Source organism: Paenibacillus helianthi (genome assembly GCF_001909055.1).
Taxonomy (GTDB): domain Bacteria; phylum Bacillota; class Bacilli; order Paenibacillales; family Paenibacillaceae; genus Paenibacillus_AQ; species Paenibacillus_AQ helianthi.
This window is the reverse complement of sequence record NZ_LVWI01000103.1, coordinates 119,612-135,577: the sequence shown is the minus strand read 5'-3', so window position 1 is coordinate 135,577 and position 15,966 is coordinate 119,612. Positions and strand designations below refer to the sequence as shown.

At 46.1% G+C, this 15,966-nt stretch carries 16 protein-coding genes; 3 read left to right on the top strand and 13 right to left on the bottom strand.

Going from position 1 to position 15,966, the window contains the following annotated elements:
• Positions 1 to 3 precede the first annotated feature (3 nt).
• Positions 4 to 915, bottom strand: a complete 912-nt coding sequence (locus A3844_RS30580; protein ID WP_074109467.1) for a glycerophosphodiester phosphodiesterase family protein — start codon at positions 913 to 915, stop codon at positions 4 to 6.
• A 178-nt stretch (positions 916 to 1,093) separates the two neighbouring features.
• Positions 1,094 to 2,791, bottom strand: a complete 1,698-nt coding sequence (locus A3844_RS30575; protein ID WP_074109498.1) for an ABC transporter substrate-binding protein — start codon at positions 2,789 to 2,791, stop codon at positions 1,094 to 1,096.
• Between the two features lie 32 nt (positions 2,792 to 2,823).
• On the opposite strand from A3844_RS30575, the gene A3844_RS30570 reads away from it, so the two are divergent.
• Positions 2,824 to 3,618: an AraC family transcriptional regulator gene (locus A3844_RS30570; RefSeq protein ID WP_244169898.1), complete on the top strand. Its 795-nt coding sequence runs from the start codon at positions 2,824 to 2,826 to the stop codon at positions 3,616 to 3,618.
• 47 nt (positions 3,619 to 3,665) lie between these two features.
• On the opposite strand, the gene A3844_RS30565 is transcribed toward A3844_RS30570, so the two are convergent.
• From A3844_RS30565 to A3844_RS30550, 5 genes are all read right to left on the bottom strand, one after another.
• Positions 3,666 to 5,177, bottom strand: coding sequence for a glycoside hydrolase family 43 protein (locus A3844_RS30565; protein ID WP_074103860.1), 1,512 nt, complete (start codon positions 5,175 to 5,177; stop codon positions 3,666 to 3,668).
• Positions 5,178 to 5,413: 236 nt separating this feature from the next.
• Positions 5,414 to 5,542 carry a DUF6254 family protein gene (locus A3844_RS33670; RefSeq protein ID WP_244169897.1) on the bottom strand — a complete coding sequence of 43 codons (129 nt, stop codon included), beginning with the start codon at positions 5,540 to 5,542 and terminating at the stop codon, positions 5,414 to 5,416.
• A 74-nt stretch (positions 5,543 to 5,616) separates the two neighbouring features.
• Positions 5,617 to 6,597 (bottom strand): aldo/keto reductase, encoded by a 981-nt coding sequence (locus A3844_RS30560; RefSeq protein WP_074109466.1) that lies wholly within the window; start codon positions 6,595 to 6,597, stop codon positions 5,617 to 5,619.
• Between the two features lie 19 nt (positions 6,598 to 6,616).
• Positions 6,617 to 7,012 (bottom strand): cupin domain-containing protein, encoded by a 396-nt coding sequence (locus A3844_RS30555; protein ID WP_074109465.1) that lies wholly within the window; start codon positions 7,010 to 7,012, stop codon positions 6,617 to 6,619.
• A gap of 194 nt (positions 7,013 to 7,206) precedes the next feature.
• Entirely contained in the window at positions 7,207 to 8,115 is a 909-nt protein-coding gene (locus A3844_RS30550; RefSeq protein ID WP_074103858.1) for an ArsR/SmtB family transcription factor, read from the bottom strand.
• Positions 8,116 to 8,286: 171 nt separating this feature from the next.
• On the opposite strand from A3844_RS30550, the gene A3844_RS30545 reads away from it, so the two are divergent.
• Positions 8,287 to 9,786 carry a glycoside hydrolase family 43 protein gene (locus tag A3844_RS30545; protein WP_074109464.1) on the top strand — a complete coding sequence of 500 codons (1,500 nt, stop codon included), beginning with the start codon at positions 8,287 to 8,289 and terminating at the stop codon, positions 9,784 to 9,786.
• Between the two features lie 72 nt (positions 9,787 to 9,858).
• Here A3844_RS30545 and A3844_RS30540 read toward each other — a convergent pair whose 3' ends face one another.
• The 5 genes from A3844_RS30540 to A3844_RS30520 all read right to left on the bottom strand — a co-directional run bounded on the left by A3844_RS30540 (position 9,859) and on the right by A3844_RS30520 (position 13,995).
• Positions 9,859 to 10,167, bottom strand: a complete 309-nt coding sequence (locus tag A3844_RS30540) for a hypothetical protein (RefSeq protein WP_074101857.1) — start codon at positions 10,165 to 10,167, stop codon at positions 9,859 to 9,861.
• A 436-nt stretch (positions 10,168 to 10,603) separates the two neighbouring features.
• Positions 10,604 to 11,347: an amino acid ABC transporter ATP-binding protein gene (locus tag A3844_RS30535; protein WP_074109463.1), complete on the bottom strand. Its 744-nt coding sequence runs from the start codon at positions 11,345 to 11,347 to the stop codon at positions 10,604 to 10,606.
• Positions 11,348 to 11,362: 15 nt separating this feature from the next.
• Complete coding sequence (locus A3844_RS30530; RefSeq protein ID WP_074084406.1) at positions 11,363 to 12,022, bottom strand: amino acid ABC transporter permease; 660 nt, start codon at positions 12,020 to 12,022, stop codon at positions 11,363 to 11,365.
• A gap of 30 nt (positions 12,023 to 12,052) precedes the next feature.
• Positions 12,053 to 12,823 carry an amino acid ABC transporter substrate-binding protein gene (locus tag A3844_RS30525; RefSeq protein WP_074109462.1) on the bottom strand — a complete coding sequence of 257 codons (771 nt, stop codon included), beginning with the start codon at positions 12,821 to 12,823 and terminating at the stop codon, positions 12,053 to 12,055.
• 296 nt (positions 12,824 to 13,119) lie between these two features.
• Positions 13,120 to 13,995: a LysR family transcriptional regulator gene (locus tag A3844_RS30520; RefSeq protein ID WP_074101859.1), complete on the bottom strand. Its 876-nt coding sequence runs from the start codon at positions 13,993 to 13,995 to the stop codon at positions 13,120 to 13,122.
• Positions 13,996 to 14,110: 115 nt separating this feature from the next.
• On the opposite strand from A3844_RS30520, the gene A3844_RS30515 reads away from it, so the two are divergent.
• The gene (locus A3844_RS30515; protein ID WP_074109461.1) at positions 14,111 to 15,493 is read left to right on the top strand and encodes an MFS transporter; all 1,383 of its coding nucleotides are present in this window, start codon (positions 14,111 to 14,113) and stop codon (positions 15,491 to 15,493) included.
• Positions 15,494 to 15,524: 31 nt separating this feature from the next.
• Here the strand turns inward: A3844_RS30515 and A3844_RS30510 are convergent, their stop codons facing one another.
• On the bottom strand, positions 15,525 to 15,881 hold the full coding sequence (locus A3844_RS30510; RefSeq protein ID WP_074109496.1) for an MmcQ/YjbR family DNA-binding protein: 357 nt from the start codon (positions 15,879 to 15,881) through the stop codon (positions 15,525 to 15,527).
• Positions 15,882 to 15,966 lie beyond the last annotated feature (85 nt).

Here is a 15,966-nt window from a genome sequence, read left to right as displayed (position 1 = left end):
GCTTTACCACTGGGCATTCATACGGTTCGTTTCAATGACTTCAAGAAAACGGTCAGGGAAATTGGTATACACCCCGTCCACACCCCATAGATAGGCTTTATTCATGTTGAGCTGGTAATTCACCGTATACGGCATCACTTTGAGTCCGGCCCTCTTCAACTGCGCCACATAAGCCGAAGTGATTCCCTGAAAGTTGGGGCTAATTCCAACAGCGTAGGATTTCACATCCTTCAGAAAAGCTGCTGAGACTCTCACCTGGGAATAATCATTCCAAACGAGTTGATAGAGCGGAATTTCCGGATTTATTGTATGAAATTTACGTAAACTGGCTCTACTGAATGAATGAATGGACACCACATTCTTCAACTCATATTTCATAATATATTCGTTTAATAAGGATTCAATATTAGTCTCATTAGTTGAGTCCTTGATTTCAAGGATATAGCTGATATTTTTCCCGAAAGTGTCGAATACCTCATCAAGTGTGGGAATGGGTGTCGCTGCATATTTCTCTCTGGCAAACATCGGATAAGCCTCATTGAACCATGAACCTGCGTCCAGGCGTCTAATCTGTGCTAAAGTCATGTTTCTTACATACCCTTTGCCATTTGTTGTGCGATTGACGGTCTCATCATGAATCACGACAGGAATATGATCTTTGGTTAAGTGAATGTCGAGTTCAATATAATCCGACTTCATTTCAAGCGCCAGCTCAAAGGAAGGCATTGTGTTCTCAGGAGCATATCCGGAAGCGCCGCGATGGGCAATTATAGATACTTTATCCGGAGGATCCATAATTCCTTTAACTTTAACCCGAATGGACGGGGAGCACGCGTATAGTGCCACAAACAAGGAAATAAACAATAAAACATGTATTCCGATAAAATAAGCTTTATGCCTAAAAATTTTCATCATTCCGTTGTCCTCATTTTCCTATAACCTTTAATAACGTAAATATTATCTTAACAGTTCAAATGCTTGAAATCCACTTATTAACTTATTCAAAGCTTCAGAACACTCTGGAGGTTTGAAGATATACAGACATAAAGACCCTCACCTCAAACAGGTAAGGGTCTTGCATTGCTTACTTGTGTTATTTAATATCCTTGCCGGTAAAAAGTGAAACTCTTGCTTTAACCAGCTCGGTATATTCCTTCTCCATTTTCTCTGCTCCAACTTTGTTCAATTCGTCGAGGAATGCATCATATATTTTGTCAAAGTCTGCTGGGCTAGAGAGAATGGCCTCCGGAATACGCTTGTGGACAATATCTTGGGTCTTCTGGTAAATGACCTGATAATCTCCATCCGTCGGAACCTGCATGTTATACAGTGCCCCCCATTCTTTGACAGGGAACTCATCCTCGGCCGGGAACAGATCCTTCCACGTTGTCGCTTTATATGCCGCTAATGCTTCCTTCTCAGCATCCGAGTAACTCGCGATGATTTGTTCCGGGAAGTTCGTAGTATAGTAATTGCCTGTTGAGTCCTTTACACCGTCTCCATAACGGACTCCGAAAATTGTATATAGATCGATGCCTGTATGTTTCCCGAAATTGGCCGAATCATTCACCTTCTGATTGCGGATCTCATCCGGGATCACACGCACTCCATTCTCAATATTGTACTGTTTGCCTTCCACCCCCCAATTTCGCAGTACCTGACCTTCATCAGAGGATAACCAGTCTATGAATTTAATGGCACGAACCGGGTCTTTGCAGGCTGTAGTAATGCTGATACCATAACCGTCAACTCCGATGGCCTGGAGGGTGTCTTTGTACTGCTCGCCCATAGTCACCGGAAAATGACCATACGAATATCCATCTTTACCTGCTGATTTCAGAGCATTTTCAGCGTCTCCATACTCCCATTCTACAGAAGTGAGACCGAGTACTCGCCCGCTGGAGATTTTTGATTTATACTGATCATCCTTTTCTACAAAAGAATCCTTATCCAGTAGTCCTCCGTTATACATATGATTCAGCCAGCGGAAGTAGTCTTTTTCTTCCGGACGTTTGTAGTGCAGCATGGTTTGATAGGTTTCCGGAACCACATAGTATTCACCGTCACCTGCACCACCCGTAGTCGCCGCAGCTTGATTGGTTACGGTAATCATACTCTTCCAGCCATCCGCATTGAGCAATAACGGAATCGTCGGCTGCCCATCGGTTGTCGGATGTTTAGCCACATATTCTTTGAGGACGCTTTCAAATTGCTGAACGGTTTTAATCTCCGGATATCCTAATTCTTTGAGTACACGAAGCTGAACTTCAAAACCGCCCGTAACGTCAAAATACTGCTGGTCAACACCTGTGTTGGTGGGTATCGAATAGATGGCCTGGTTTTCGTTGCTGTATTTCATACGGTTCATATCTTTGCTCATGACCTTTTTAAGATGTGGAGCGTATTTGTCGATAAGATCCGTCAAATCGATAATCGCTCCTGCATCCACCAGTTTGCCAAGCTCACCTTTGGCGTAGATGATATCTGGAAAATCCCCGCTGGCAGCCATTAAAGAGATCCTGTCCCCTCCGCCATTGCCCACATCAAATTCGGCATTAAGGGTTACTCCGGTTTTTGCGGTGATTTCTTTCCCCACATCATCTTGCATTTTATTCCAGTTCGGATTCGCATCCGCTCCAAAAAATGAAAATGTTATCGGACTGGTATCACTACCGGTGCTGTCATTTGCGGTATTCGCAGAATTGTTTTTAGAGCTGCTGCAGCCTGCTGATAGAAGGAGTGCACTTGCTAAAAGTGCTATTCCGCAGGTCTTGGGCAATTTTTGAATCATGGTCATCATTTCCCCCTTTTGGTGTGTTAAGAGTGACTGTTTTCGTCTTGGTCATCGTATTAAATGGTCATGCTACACATATCGTCAACAATGAAGAATCATTTATCAAGAAAGGGAATGTATTTGTCCTGAACGGCGGGACCCATCATGCCTATATGGCCCCGCACGAATTCAAGATTTGCAACATCATGTACAAGCCGGATATGTTGAAGTCTGCCGGACCGGATTTACGGTCCTTGGATGGTTATCAGGCGCTTTTCATTTTGGAACCGTTCTACCGCAGCATTAATCCGTACAAAAGCAAACTGAACATGTCGATAGCCAGCCTTGAACATGTCACAGCTCTAGTTTCGGTTATGATTATAGAATATGAAACGAAGCAACAAGGGTATCAGACCATGCTCGCTTCCAGGTTCATGGAGCTTGTTGTATATCTGTCCAGGCAATATGACCACCAGGAGAACGGCGTAGCCAACAGTCTGATGCATCTGGCCAGTGCAATTTCTTACATCGAGGACCACTACCTGGAACAAGTGACTCTGGAGGAGATTGCGTCCAAATCTGACATATCTGTCAGACATTTAAACCGGATTTTCCAGTCGTATTACCGGACGACACCGATTGCTTATCTTCACCGGCTGCGTTTGGAACGTGCCTGCACACTGCTTAAGCAGACAAACCGTTCCATAACGGATATTTCTTACGAGTGTGGTTTTAATGACAGCAATTACCTCACACGCCAATTCAAAAAAAGCTTCGGCATGACCCCGAAAGCATTTCGTAAAATGCAAGAACCACAAGTGCGGCCTGTATTCTCTGAAAACTAAGGCCTGTTCAGACAGAAAGAGCTGATCTGTACATCGAACCATGTATCCTATTGGAATGGCTCATAATCGAACCAGTCAAATGATGCAGGAGCGGGGTTCTGCGCTTCAGAGATTGCATACATGGCAGCCATTACTCCCACAAACCCGCCGGCGACTTCAGTTGAGAGAAGATGCGTTTCTCCCCATCCCATTTCTATTTCTCCCGTTTGTGAAGATCGGAATGAAGCCACAAATTTCTCAGGCAGCGCTTGAAACTGGAGCTCAATCGCTCCTTCGGGACAATCACGTAGCTCTACCATCTGCATGGAGCCGACTGTCCGCCGGAAGATCAGCTTCCTGCGGCCCTGAATGAATTTTATAGCCAGATCGTAATGATGCTCTTCATCCATATACATTGTTAATCCCGCTTCTTCCCCGTCATGCTGTGGTTCGAACTCCAGCTTAGCCACAGCCCTGCAGGAAAAGTGACACAGACGACGTCCTACAAAAGCAGGAGTCCCAACCTCATCTAAGGATGCCGCTTGTCCATAGAGGACAAGATAACCTTTGCGTTCCGTCAATGACCAGCTCCCCCCAGCAGGGTTGCGCAAAAAAGTCCACATCATATCCAGCTTTTCATCATCGAAGTCATCTCTGGGCGGCTTATCCGGCCACAACACTTGAGGAAGCTTCGGAGCATCCATGACTGGTTCAATATGCGTATTATTACCTACCACGGGCCATCCATCAGATGTCCAATTGACAGGTGCCAGGAACACCTCTCTTCCCAGATGATGTCCCATAGGGTAAGACACCGTTCTTATCCCCAAGCACACAGCCCACCAAGTTCCGTCATGAGCTTCAATTAAATCCGCATGCCCCGTTGCATGTATGCCGTTTCCCATGCTTCGATTCGTAAGAATTGGATTATGGGGGCAGGGTTCAAAGGGTCCAAAGGGTTGATTACTTCTTGCAATCGTTTCCATGTGTCCGTATTCGGTTCCCCCTTCGGCGATCATCAGATAATATAGTCCGTTGATTTTATATAAATGCGGACCTTCGGGATGAGCCCCCCCTGTACCTTTCCAAATCAAGCGGCTTTCTGACCGTCTGCCTCCGGTCTCCAGATCCATCTCGCATTGATAGATGCCGTCGCCTTCAACACCAGTCGTTGGAGACTGTAAATATACACGGCCGTCGTCATCAAACAATAGAGAGGGATCGATGCCCTTCTGGGCAACCTGTATGGGCTCCGACCAGGGTCCTTCGGGATTGTGTGCCTTGACAAAGAAACTACCGCCTCCGCTAACATTGGTGGTCACCATATAAAACCAGCCGTCGTGGTACCGGAGGGTTGGTGCGTAGATTCCGCCTGAACTCCATGCGCCTGTTAGTGGAAGCTGTTGCTCTGTAGTGAGGCAATGACCGATCTGCCGCCAATGAACCAGATCCTTACTATGAAAGATAGGGACGCCTGGAAAATATTCAAACGAACTTGTGGCTAAGTAATAATCTTCGCCCACACGGCAAATACTGGGGTCAGGATGAAAGCCCGGTATTACGGGATTGGTGTACTGCATACATCCGCACTCCTGTCTATTTTTTATACAGATTCAAGCTCTCTGTTCACTCCACATTGTAGTATACTTTCATTTAGCCAAACCTTCATTTTCAAGTCATAGGAATAGCATGATCTAGTCATTGCACTTGATAAAAACACAAAAAAAGAAATCGCCCTGGAGCGATTTCTTTTCAGTCCCGAAATGACTTAATGAAAAAAGACCGCCAGCGCACTCTCCTGGCAGTCTTTCTTCCCTTACAAAGTAGTATGCTTCTCTTCATATTCGCTGGACAAAACCTTAAGCGATTTGATTTTACCATGGGGATGCTGTTCTTGCTTTCGTGACTTCCAGGCAGCTTCTTTCCTTCTCATCTGGTGAGCCATACAAGAATCCTCCTCGGGAAACTGAGATGTATACTACATCCTTATGATGTCGTTCCCAGGCTGCGTTCATTCATTTACTGCGCTCCAACTATTGGATGCGGAATATAAAGTTCTTCAAGGAATGAAACTTCTTCCGTGGATAATTTCACCGACAGAGCACCTGCTGCATCTTCGAGTTGCGATAGCTTCGTCGCGCCGATAATAGGAGCAGCTACAGATTCTTTCTGCAGCAGCCAGGCTAGAGCAATATGAATGCGGGGTACACCGTGTTTTTCTGCAAGTGACGCCACACGTTCAATGATCAGACGGTCTGCAGCTGCACTCGAATCGTATTTGGCTTTTTGAATGAGATCGGTTTCGGATCTATGGGTGCTTTCCGACCAATCGCGGATCAGTCTTCCTGATGCCAGTGGACTATAAGGTGTCACAGCAATTTTGTAGTCCTTGCAGAGCGGCATCATCTCCCTTTCCTCTTCCCGGTAAATGAGATTAAGGTGATTTTGCATGGATACCAAACGAGTCCAGCCATTATTCTCCGCTACATGTAACGCCTTTTGAAATTGCCATGCGAACATGGCAGAAGCGCCGATATATCTGGCCTTCCCGGACTTCACTACATCGTGCATGGCTTCCATAGTTTCTTCGATTGGCGTATGGTAATCCCAGCGGTGAATGATGTAGAGATCTACATAATCAGTCCCTAGCCGCTTCAAGCTTTTGTCGATTTCGCTCATAATAGCCTTACGGGACAGCCCCGAACCATTTGGACCTTGATGCATGCGTCCCCAAACCTTTGTGGCGAGAACAATTTCATCCCGGTTCGCATAATCCTTCAGAGCCCGTCCAATAATCTCCTCACTGGTTCCATTCGCATAGACATTCGCTGTATCAAAAAAGTTAATCCCGAGCTCAAGAGCTCTTTTTATGATAGGACGGCTGTTATCCTCATCAAGCACCCATTGATGCCATCCTGGCAGTACATTTCCAAAGCTCATACACCCCAGACAAATCCGCGATACGTCCATTCCTGTATGGCCAAATTTGATATATTCCACAGGTCTAACCTCCTTTTTCCTACAATTCATCAAACCATGCATCATCGACGGCTTCGAACCAATCCGTGGTTCCTGGGGTCATAGCCAGGTGCACAAACCAGCTGTCCTTTGTCGCACCATGCCAATGCTTCACGTTAGGCGGAATATTGACCACATCACCGGTTGTGAGTGAACGGGCGGGTTTGCCTTCTTCCTGATACCAGCCATTGCCGCCTGTAACTAACAGAACCTGTCCAATCTGATGAGCATGCCAGTTATTGCGGGCCCCTGGAGCAAAGGTTACATTGCCGATCACGGTATTCAGAGGCGCTGGATCTGTAAACACCATTTGCAGATAAGCGTCACCTGTAAAATATGCTTGTACCTTCTCTCCTAACGGGAAAATGGTACTATTGCTGAGTTGTTCATTTTTCATTATTATGTCCTTCTTTCTGTTCATAGATGAAATCATGTTCAGCCTCATTTTTATTATGAATGGATACTTTAATGTGTACACGTCTATTATAAAGATATTAAAGACCTTGCCTATTGTTAATACCCTGCGATTTGTTCATTAATGAACGGAATGGTAGAAATTGATCATTATAAAATAATATACACACCTGTCTATCACTCGCTAAGGTATGCACGAATTACAATATCTTGATCATGATTGCCGAAACCGGCCCCATAGAGCGTCAATCCGCCTACATTTACAGAATCCTCTTCAACCGCGAAACGAAGGGTCCAGAATTGTTCCTTTAGCTTGATATCATCAACAGTTACGTCCGACATCCACTCTCCATCTATAAACGTACCTGAAGCGTCAATGCGGATCGTCTTCAATAGTCCGTATTGATTCACATTTCGATGCCACCATTTCGGTGTATATATTCCCCTAGCAGCTCTTCCGAAGTCTGCCGGGCTTGTCCATATTCCAAGTGCGACACCGTTAAACGTGAACCGGATGTCCGAAGGCCAATAATCTCGCAGGCCCGGCGCTTCCGAAGCCATTTCCACTGAAATCTCGATAGCCTCTGGCGTTTGATCAGGAAGCAGATAGTTAGGTGTTTTATACTCTACGTAGCCCCTTCCGAACCACAAAATGGCAGCATGAACCCGCTCGGGGTCGAGAAAATAGCGCGGATCGTCCCAAACACCGATTTCTTTCTCGTGCGTGCCAAGTCCGCAAGTAGGATGAACTTCAAATGCGGTATAATGACCGACTGAAATGGTTTGTTCTCTGCTCTTCGTAGCCCGGCTGGCGAAAGGCAGTTCGATCTCAATGTTTTTTTGTGTGAGGAAGCATATTTTGTGCGTCCCTCCGTTTATACGGACCCTGCGGCTCCCGATTAATCCGGCTTGCTCGAGTTTCCTTATGTGCATGGTAACGATGGAGGGGCTAAGTTCAAGCATAGCCGCAATATCTTTTACATTCATTTCGTTATCGGCAATCAAGCCCATAATCCGCCACCGCACTTCGCTTGCCAGCGCTTCATATAGCGCCATGAATTTCGGTTCCCCGTTCGCTTTTAACATGAACAATCTCCTGACGTTACATATTGAAATCATATATATATTAATTTAATAAATTTACTACCAACCTTCAACCCTCCTCCATTGAAAGTTTATATCGAATGGTGTTTAATTTTCTTAGCAGCAAGGCAAGCTGAATTCTTACATATATGAATTTATAATGAGGAGGATATAATGAAATACAATAATCCGGTCATCAAAGGGTTTTACCCTGACCCCAGCGTATGCAAAGTGGAAAATACCTATTATCTGGTATGCAGTTCCTTTCAATATTTCCCCGGTGTTCCGATTTTTAAGAGCCAAGACCTGATAAATTGGACCCCCATCGGACATTGCTTAACCCGGAAAAGCCAGGTTCAGCTGGATAGTGTAAGCAGCTCCGGGGGGGTCTTTGCGCCAACCCTGCGTTACCATCAAGGCCGATTCTACATGACGACCACAAATGATACTACACGTCAGAACTTTTATGTCTGGACCGATGATATTTATGGCGAATGGTCTGAACCTATCAATGTTGATCAAGGGGGAATCGATCCGGATTTATATTTTGAAGACGGAAAAACGTATTTCATGAGCAATGGTACAGATGATGATGGAGCTGCCGGTATTGTCCAGTGTGAAATTGATATTGAATCCGGCCGTAAGCTGTCTCCAAGCCGTTCAGTCTGGCAAGGTACAGGGGGACGTTATCTGGAAAGCCCTCATCTATACAAAATAAATGGACGGTATTATCTGATGGCAGCTGAAGGCGGAACCGAATATGGCCATATGGTCACTTATGCGCGGGGAGATTCACCTTCCGGCCCGTTTGAGGCCTATAGGAACAACCCTGTTTTGACCAATAGGAATTTAGGCGGTTACGAGCTTCAAGGCGTTGGCCACGGTGATCTGATCCAAAACCACGAAGGGAATTGGTGGCTGTTGCATCTGGGATTCCGTCAGACGGGTCTGTATCTTACTTATCACCACTTGGGACGTGAAGTATTCCTGACCCCGGTTACTTTTGGCGAGGATGGATGGTTTACGGCAGGTCATAAGGGTACCACTCTATTAAGTTTCGAAACCGATCGTATCGCGGATACCATCCTTCAACAGGAGAAGCAACTCTTCACATTCGAGAACACCGATTGGACTCTGGACTGGTGTTATCTCCGTCATCCGGTTGCAGAGCATTATATGTTGGAATCCGATAAAGCGAAGCTTAAAGGTACCGGTGTTACACTGGATGTTCCGGCATCACCTACATTTATAGGCATTCGTCAAAAAGACTTCAACGCGGTTATTTCATGCGATATCAGCCTAACCGATGGCGAAGCCGGCATAACGGTCTATATGGACGAAAACCACCATTATGATCTGGCACTGCGCGAACATCAAGATGGATACGAGGTCATTGAACGACTGAATATCGGTGATATTAAATCCATTGAAAGAGCTATAAATATGGACCAAAATAATCAGGCTACATTGGTTATCAAGTCTACTCCTACTCATTATCACTTCTACGCTCAAGTCAATGGGACAGAAACCCAACTTGGAGCTGCGCAAACCAGATACCTTTCCTCAGAAGTAGCAGGAGGATTTACAGGTGTACTTATCGGCTTGTATGCAGTTGGAGAAAAACCTGATTCCCACGCTGTTTTCACACGATTTAGCTGTGAGTATTTTAAATAAAAAAAAGACAAAAAGGCATCCGCCATGAGAGCGGATGCTTTGCTTACACAAGGAATTACTCGCTTTTCCAGTTCACCCTTCCACCACATCTGCTCGCAGATCCGTAGCCACTTCAATCATTTTGGGAACAATAGCTTCGTTTGAAATGGCTACATACAAATCCCCCATATAAAGCCGGAAAGGAATCTCCATATCCCCAAGTTTCCACATAAAAAAATCACCATCGATGGACATGATACTATCTGCTCCTTGAATGGTAAGAACCTGCGAGTACGAAAAGTCAGGTGAGGATGCAAAGTATTGTTTGCACTCTTCCAAAGAGATGCTTTGCTCCGCATTGTTATCTTGCATGGATCGGGTTATACGAAAACGCTGATTCATTAATCTGCCTCCTCTTCTACAAAGCCATATTTTCTCACTTTCTAAGCCCACTGTCAAAACCATGCTTGTCCACGCTTGTCAGAAAGTCAATCGAAGCACCTCCTTCATCTCATCAATCCAGAATGTCGCAAATCGCTTTCAGTTCAATAGTTACCGAAATGCATACGGTGCATAACGCCGAAGTCGATCAATCCAATGTTCAACATAGGCTGGCTTCCTCCTACACCATTCATTACGCACCGTTCCAGGCTGTCCCGCCCCGCAAATTTCCGGGGAGAAGGCTGGACTTGGAAAAGGTTCCTGCAGCAGCTTGGAGTAACGCTGTCATCGCGGATCGTCTGGGGATAAGCGAGGATTATAAGCTGAAATCTCGGTCTCCGATAGACAAAAAAAGCACATAGCATCAGCTATGCACTTTCTTAAATTCCACTTACGTTTAATCCCGATATAAAAATGTCCGGGTCCGCTCCAGCTGCGGGTTACCGAAGATCTCCTCCGGTGTGCCCGATTCGGCGATTTCCCCGTTGTCCATAAAGATTACACGGTCTGCCACATCTCGGGCAAAGTTCATCTCATGTGTGACGATGATCATCGTCATGTTCTCCTCCGCAAGCTGGCGGATGACACGCAGCACCTCGCCGGTCAGTTCGGGATCAAGCGCCGACGTCGGCTCGTCAAACAGCAGAATGTCCGGGTTGAGCATAAGTGCTCTGGCGATAGCCACCCGCTGCTTCTGCCCGCCTGACAGCATGGAGGGGTATACCTCTGCTTTATCAGCAAGACCTACCTTGGAGAGCAGTTCCCGGCTTTTAGCGGTTATATCCTGAGTGTTCTCCCGTTTCAGCGTTCTCGGCGCAAGTTCCAGGTTTCCCCGTACAGTGAGGTGAGGGAAAAGATTAAAGTGCTGAAACACCATGCCCATAGCTGCGGTAATCCCCCTAATGTCCGCACCACTAGCGTATTTACCGTTCTCCACGAGCGGCTTGCCTTGAATAAAAATGCTCCCGCCGGTAACCTCTTCCAGATACACAAGACTGCGGAGCATGGTGCTTTTTCCGGAGCCGGAAGGCCCGATCACCGCCACTACTTCTCCGGGTTTAACGTCAAAGGTAATCTTTTTCAGCACATCGAGGCTGCCGAAAGATTTCTGCAATTGTTTTACTTCAATCATACTACTCATAGCCAAACAGCCCTTCTACTCATATTTGAAACGTTTCTCCAGACCCTTGAAGAACAGCGTAAGCACCAGTGTCATCAGCAAATAAATTACGCCCGCTACTACAAATGGGGTCACTGTAAAATCGCGGTTCACCGCCGTTTTTGCAAAATTCAACAGTTCCGGTACGGCTACTGCATATAGCAAGGCAGTATCCTTGATCAGGGTAATCGACTCGTTGGCTACCGCCGGCAGTGCCACCCGGAACATTTGGGCGAGAATCACCTTGCGCAGGGTCTGCCATTTGCTGAGTCCGAGCACCTTGGCTGCCTCATGTTGCCCCTTGTCAATCGACAGCATCCCGCCACGGAAAATCTCGGCAAAATACGCACCATAATTGAGGATAAACCCAAGGCTGGCTGCGACGAAACGGTCCATGACCAGATACTGCCCAATCACGGGAATCTGCGGCAGGCCGAAGCAGAAGAACAGCAGCTGCAGCAACAGTGGTGTTCCGCGCATGACGTAGATATAAGTGTGTGCGATCCAGGCCAGCGGCTTAAGGGCACTTTTGGCCATTAGAGTAACAATCATTCCGAGTGGAATGGACAGCAGGATCACAATCAGGAACAGCAAGACGGTCGTCCGCGCTCCCTCCAGCATCGGCCCGGAAATCTTAATAATATAGTCAATATTCATGTCTTTCACCCGACTCCTAAAGGAAACAATCTATTTAAGTACTTTATTTTCTCCAAACCACTTCGTTGAGATTTTAGCAGCCGTTCCGTCACTGTTCAATTCATCTAGAGCCTTCTGCAGCTCAGTCAGCAGTGCTTCATTGCCTTTCTTAATGCCGATGCCGTATTGCTCAGGAGCAAGGGATTCATCCAGCAGCTTGTAAGTGTCCGGTTCCTTGGACATATAATATCTTGCCACCACTTCATCAATGACCACGCCATCCAGGCGTCCCGACTTCAGGTCCGTCAGGGCAAGCACATTATCCGTGAACTCGGAAACACCAGAAAGCTTGGCCTTGATAGGGCTGGCCTCCAGGGCATCCGCAGCCGACGAAAGGCTCTGCAGTCCGACTTCTTTTCCGGCCAGATCATCCAGCTTCGACAGCGTTGAATCCGCCAGTACGACTACAACCTGGCTGTTCTCCAGATAAGGCTTGGTAAATAAGACCTTCTCCTTACGCTCGTCTGTTATGGTGTACCCGTTCCAAATCATATCAATGCGTCCACTGTTCAGCTCCGATTCCTTGGCTGACCAGTCTATTGGCTGGAAGGTAACCTCTTTGCCCATTTTCTCAGCTGCCGCTTTCGCATAATCAATATCAAAACCGACAATTTCATTGTTATCATCTCTGAAGCCCATCGGTGCAAACTTATCATCTATACCGATCACCAGCTTGCCATCCTTACTGCCTGAACTGGAGCAGCCCGCTATTACAGTAATAGCCATTACAACTAATAATACCAATATTCCTCTTCTCTTCATCTCACAAATCCCCCTAGTAGATAACACATTGGATCATGTGCTTTAGTTCGTTAACACGTTATCAGTTTATCATGATAACATATCATATGAGCTGAGTCGATAGAGAAGAGAAACACTTCTGTGTCAATATAAATCCGCAACCCACTGCTCCGGATATCCGGATGCTGCTAGTGATGAATATGGTTTCCCACAATTTAGGAAGGCTCATATTGACATAGAGAGAAGCAGAGAAGCCCCCCGGCTATGCCTGGAGGGCTTCTCTGCTATTCTTTAGTTATTAATGAACCTGCTGGAATTCAACACATCGACCGGAAATATTCCACAACCACCTCACGGAATTCCAGAGCAGCCTGCGAAATGTAGCGGCTTTTGTGCCATAATAAAGCGATTTCTCTTACCATTTCGTGATCCTCCACTTGAATATAGTGGATGTCTTCCCGTGAGTTCCGTGCACTGTTTGGCATGAAGGCAATACCGATTTCCGCTTCCACAAGAGCACTTAACCTTGCAGGTTCATCTCCCTCATATACATATTGGGGTACAAATCCAGCAGATTCGCAAACCGCGTCAACTCTATCGCGAGTCCCGTAGCCTCTCTTTACACCGACAAACCACTCATCCCTTAGTTCTATCAAAGATACCTTTTTTCGATTTGCTAGGTGATGCCCCTTAGGTACAGCGACAACGATCGGGTCCATGTATACAATTTGACATTCAATATCATCCCCTTGTACCGGAGGTGAAGACAAGCATACATCTACCGCTCCACTAAGAAGAAGTGCGACCATTTCCTGCGTGGCAAGCATTTGAACATGAAAGTGAACAGAAGGCCTCTTTTTCCGAAACTCCCGAAGGATATTGGGCAGCATGCTTGCGGCGGTCACCGCCAGTTCCAGGGTCCTATGTTCCAGGTTGGCCAGATCCTTAATCTCCTGCTTGCCCTGTTCCAATTCAAACAAAGCCCGTTCTGCACGGCAGAGAAATCTGCTTCCGAACTCATTCAACCGCAGTCTTCTTCCGGTCCGGTCAAATAAGGGAGCCCCCAAATCGTCCTCCAGACGGGCAATCGTTTTGCTCAGAGAGGATTGAGTAACGTGCAGACTTCGTGCAGCTTCAGTAACATGCTCCAATCGAGCTACGGTTATAAAATATTGCAATTGAAGAAGTTCCATCTCTCAGCCTCCATTCATTCCCTTGGGTCAATGAAATCATAACATGAAATGCGTTGGAGTAAATACATCATGTCAAGTAAGATAGGTTTAAAACAATACGGGGAGGAACTCACAAATGAATTCACGTAGCTGGTGGTTAATGATTTCCGTGGGATTGGGTATTCTCTTGAATCCACTTAACTCTTCGATGGTTTCGGTTGCGATTCCACGGCTGCAACAGGTGTTTCAGCTCGATTTCACACAGGTTTCTTGGGTTATTTTTTCTTTTTACATAGCGAGTGCTGTTGCACAACCTGTCATGGGAAAAGCCAGTGATTTATTCGGCCGCAGAAAAATATTCCTTACCGGGTTATGTGTTGCCTTCGCTGCCTCATTCTTAGCTCCACTGTCGCCTAGCTTTGGGTGGCTTATCGTGTTCCGTATCGTGCAATCCATTGGAACAAGTATGATGGTTGCCGTTGGAATGGCCATTGTGCGAGTTCATATCACAGAGAAGCAAGCGACGGCATTATCTGTTTTATCCATATTCCTATCTGGAGCAGCAGCTATTGGACCCTTTATTGGCGGGGTAATCATTCATTGGTGGGATTGGCATGCTATCTTTTTCGTCAATATTCCGTTTGTGGCGGTGAGCTTTCTAATGGCCTGGAGGACAATCCCTAAGGACGATCCGCGAGCAGCCATCGCAAGCAACATGTCTTTTCGGAATTGGGCACAGATGATTGATGTAACAGGTATCCTGCTTTTCACAACAGGTCTGGTTGCACTACTCGTTGGATTACTGTCGGCAAAATCATCCGGGCATATCTCATGGCTAACGGTTACTGTCGGACTGATTGGCCTCATATTCATTTGGGCTTTCGTCCGGCACGAGCTGCAAACGACCTCACCTTTTATTCCCTTACGTACATTTGCACACTATCCTGCAATGACTTGGGTCAATATTGAATTCATGCTTGTCAATGTATTGTATTATTCGGTATTTTTCGGGCTTCCTTCCTATTTGCAAATGGTACGTCATGTCAGTGAATTCCAAACAGGGATTCTGATGTTAACCTTAGGATTGTGCTCACTAGTGGTTTCTCCGCTGGCAGGACGTTGGATCGATCAATCGGGGGCAGGTCCGGCACTCTTGGTGTCCGCCATATTAATGACGTTGGGGTCCGTTTGGATCGTGTCATTGAATCAACATTCACCAGTGATCAGTGTGTGTGTGGCTTTAGCTGTTTTCGGAATAAGTAATGGGCTGAATAATGTCGGTATGCAAGCAGCCCTGTTCAAAAGCTCACCGAAAGAAATAATCGGAGTAGCGTCCGGTTTGTTCAATACATCCAGATACCTTGGAACGATTCTCTCCTCATTGTTGATAGGGATTGTAATGGGCGGAAAGTTCAGCTTCGGGGGATTCCGGGTGCTTGGGCTGATCCTCACGGGCGTTGCCTTGTCCTTGGTTGTCATGAGCCTGCGTCGCCGGAGGTCAGGGCAAATGCAAGAGTAGGATACACTTATACGATATTAAGCCCTTAACATTAATTCTCCAGTATGGAGTTTTGGAGGCTTTTGGAGAGGGTTTTAACCACTAAAAGATAAGAGTGGTCGATCATAGCAAATAGATCAGGCTCGGGCACGGAACCATCGAGGGCTATTGAATTCCAGTGTTTTTTGTTCATATGGTAACCTGGACGAACGTTTTCATACTGCTCTCTTAGATTATCCGCAATTACAGGATCACATTTCAGGTTGATAATGGTGTGCTTCTCAATATTCTCAAAAATCAGAGCGAACATTTTGTCTTTAATTTTAATCACCAAGGGTTCAGGTCCGAAGGGGTACTCCTGGGTTGCCCCTTTTTTCTGCAAACAGTATTCTATTATATTCGTTTTCATTGTGCTCTTCATCTGAACAACTCTCCTCTACCGAACTTGTGTATTCTATTATAACCGATCCAAAAAACATACCCAACTATAACAA

What these genes read in the sequence shown, in the direction of transcription:
- A3844_RS30525 (WP_074109462.1), bottom strand. Translation starts at nt 12,823, where the DNA reads ATGAAGAGAAGAGGAATATTGGTATTATTAGTTGTAATGGCTATTACT.
- A3844_RS30535 (WP_074109463.1), bottom strand. Translation starts at nt 11,347, where the DNA reads ATGAGTAGTATGATTGAAGTAAAACAATTGCAGAAATCTTTCGGCAGC.
- A3844_RS30580 (WP_074109467.1), bottom strand. Translation starts at nt 915, where the DNA reads ATGATGAAAATTTTTAGGCATAAAGCTTATTTTATCGGAATACATGTT.
- A3844_RS30565 (WP_074103860.1), bottom strand. Translation starts at nt 5,177, where the DNA reads ATGCAGTACACCAATCCCGTAATACCGGGCTTTCATCCTGACCCCAGT.
- A3844_RS30545 (WP_074109464.1), top strand. Translation starts at nt 8,287, where the DNA reads ATGAAATACAATAATCCGGTCATCAAAGGGTTTTACCCTGACCCCAGC.
- A3844_RS30555 (WP_074109465.1), bottom strand. Translation starts at nt 7,012, where the DNA reads ATGAAAAATGAACAACTCAGCAATAGTACCATTTTCCCGTTAGGAGAG.
- A3844_RS30515 (WP_074109461.1), top strand. Translation starts at nt 14,111, where the DNA reads ATGAATTCACGTAGCTGGTGGTTAATGATTTCCGTGGGATTGGGTATT.
- A3844_RS30510 (WP_074109496.1), bottom strand. Translation starts at nt 15,881, where the DNA reads ATGAAAACGAATATAATAGAATACTGTTTGCAGAAAAAAGGGGCAACC.
- A3844_RS30530 (WP_074084406.1), bottom strand. Translation starts at nt 12,022, where the DNA reads ATGAATATTGACTATATTATTAAGATTTCCGGGCCGATGCTGGAGGGA.
- A3844_RS30540 (WP_074101857.1), bottom strand. Translation starts at nt 10,167, where the DNA reads ATGAATCAGCGTTTTCGTATAACCCGATCCATGCAAGATAACAATGCG.
- A3844_RS30575 (WP_074109498.1), bottom strand. Translation starts at nt 2,791, where the DNA reads ATGATTCAAAAATTGCCCAAGACCTGCGGAATAGCACTTTTAGCAAGT.
- A3844_RS33670 (WP_244169897.1), bottom strand. Translation starts at nt 5,542, where the DNA reads ATGGCTCACCAGATGAGAAGGAAAGAAGCTGCCTGGAAGTCACGAAAG.
- A3844_RS30520 (WP_074101859.1), bottom strand. Translation starts at nt 13,995, where the DNA reads ATGGAACTTCTTCAATTGCAATATTTTATAACCGTAGCTCGATTGGAG.
- A3844_RS30550 (WP_074103858.1), bottom strand. Translation starts at nt 8,115, where the DNA reads ATGTTAAAAGCGAACGGGGAACCGAAATTCATGGCGCTATATGAAGCG.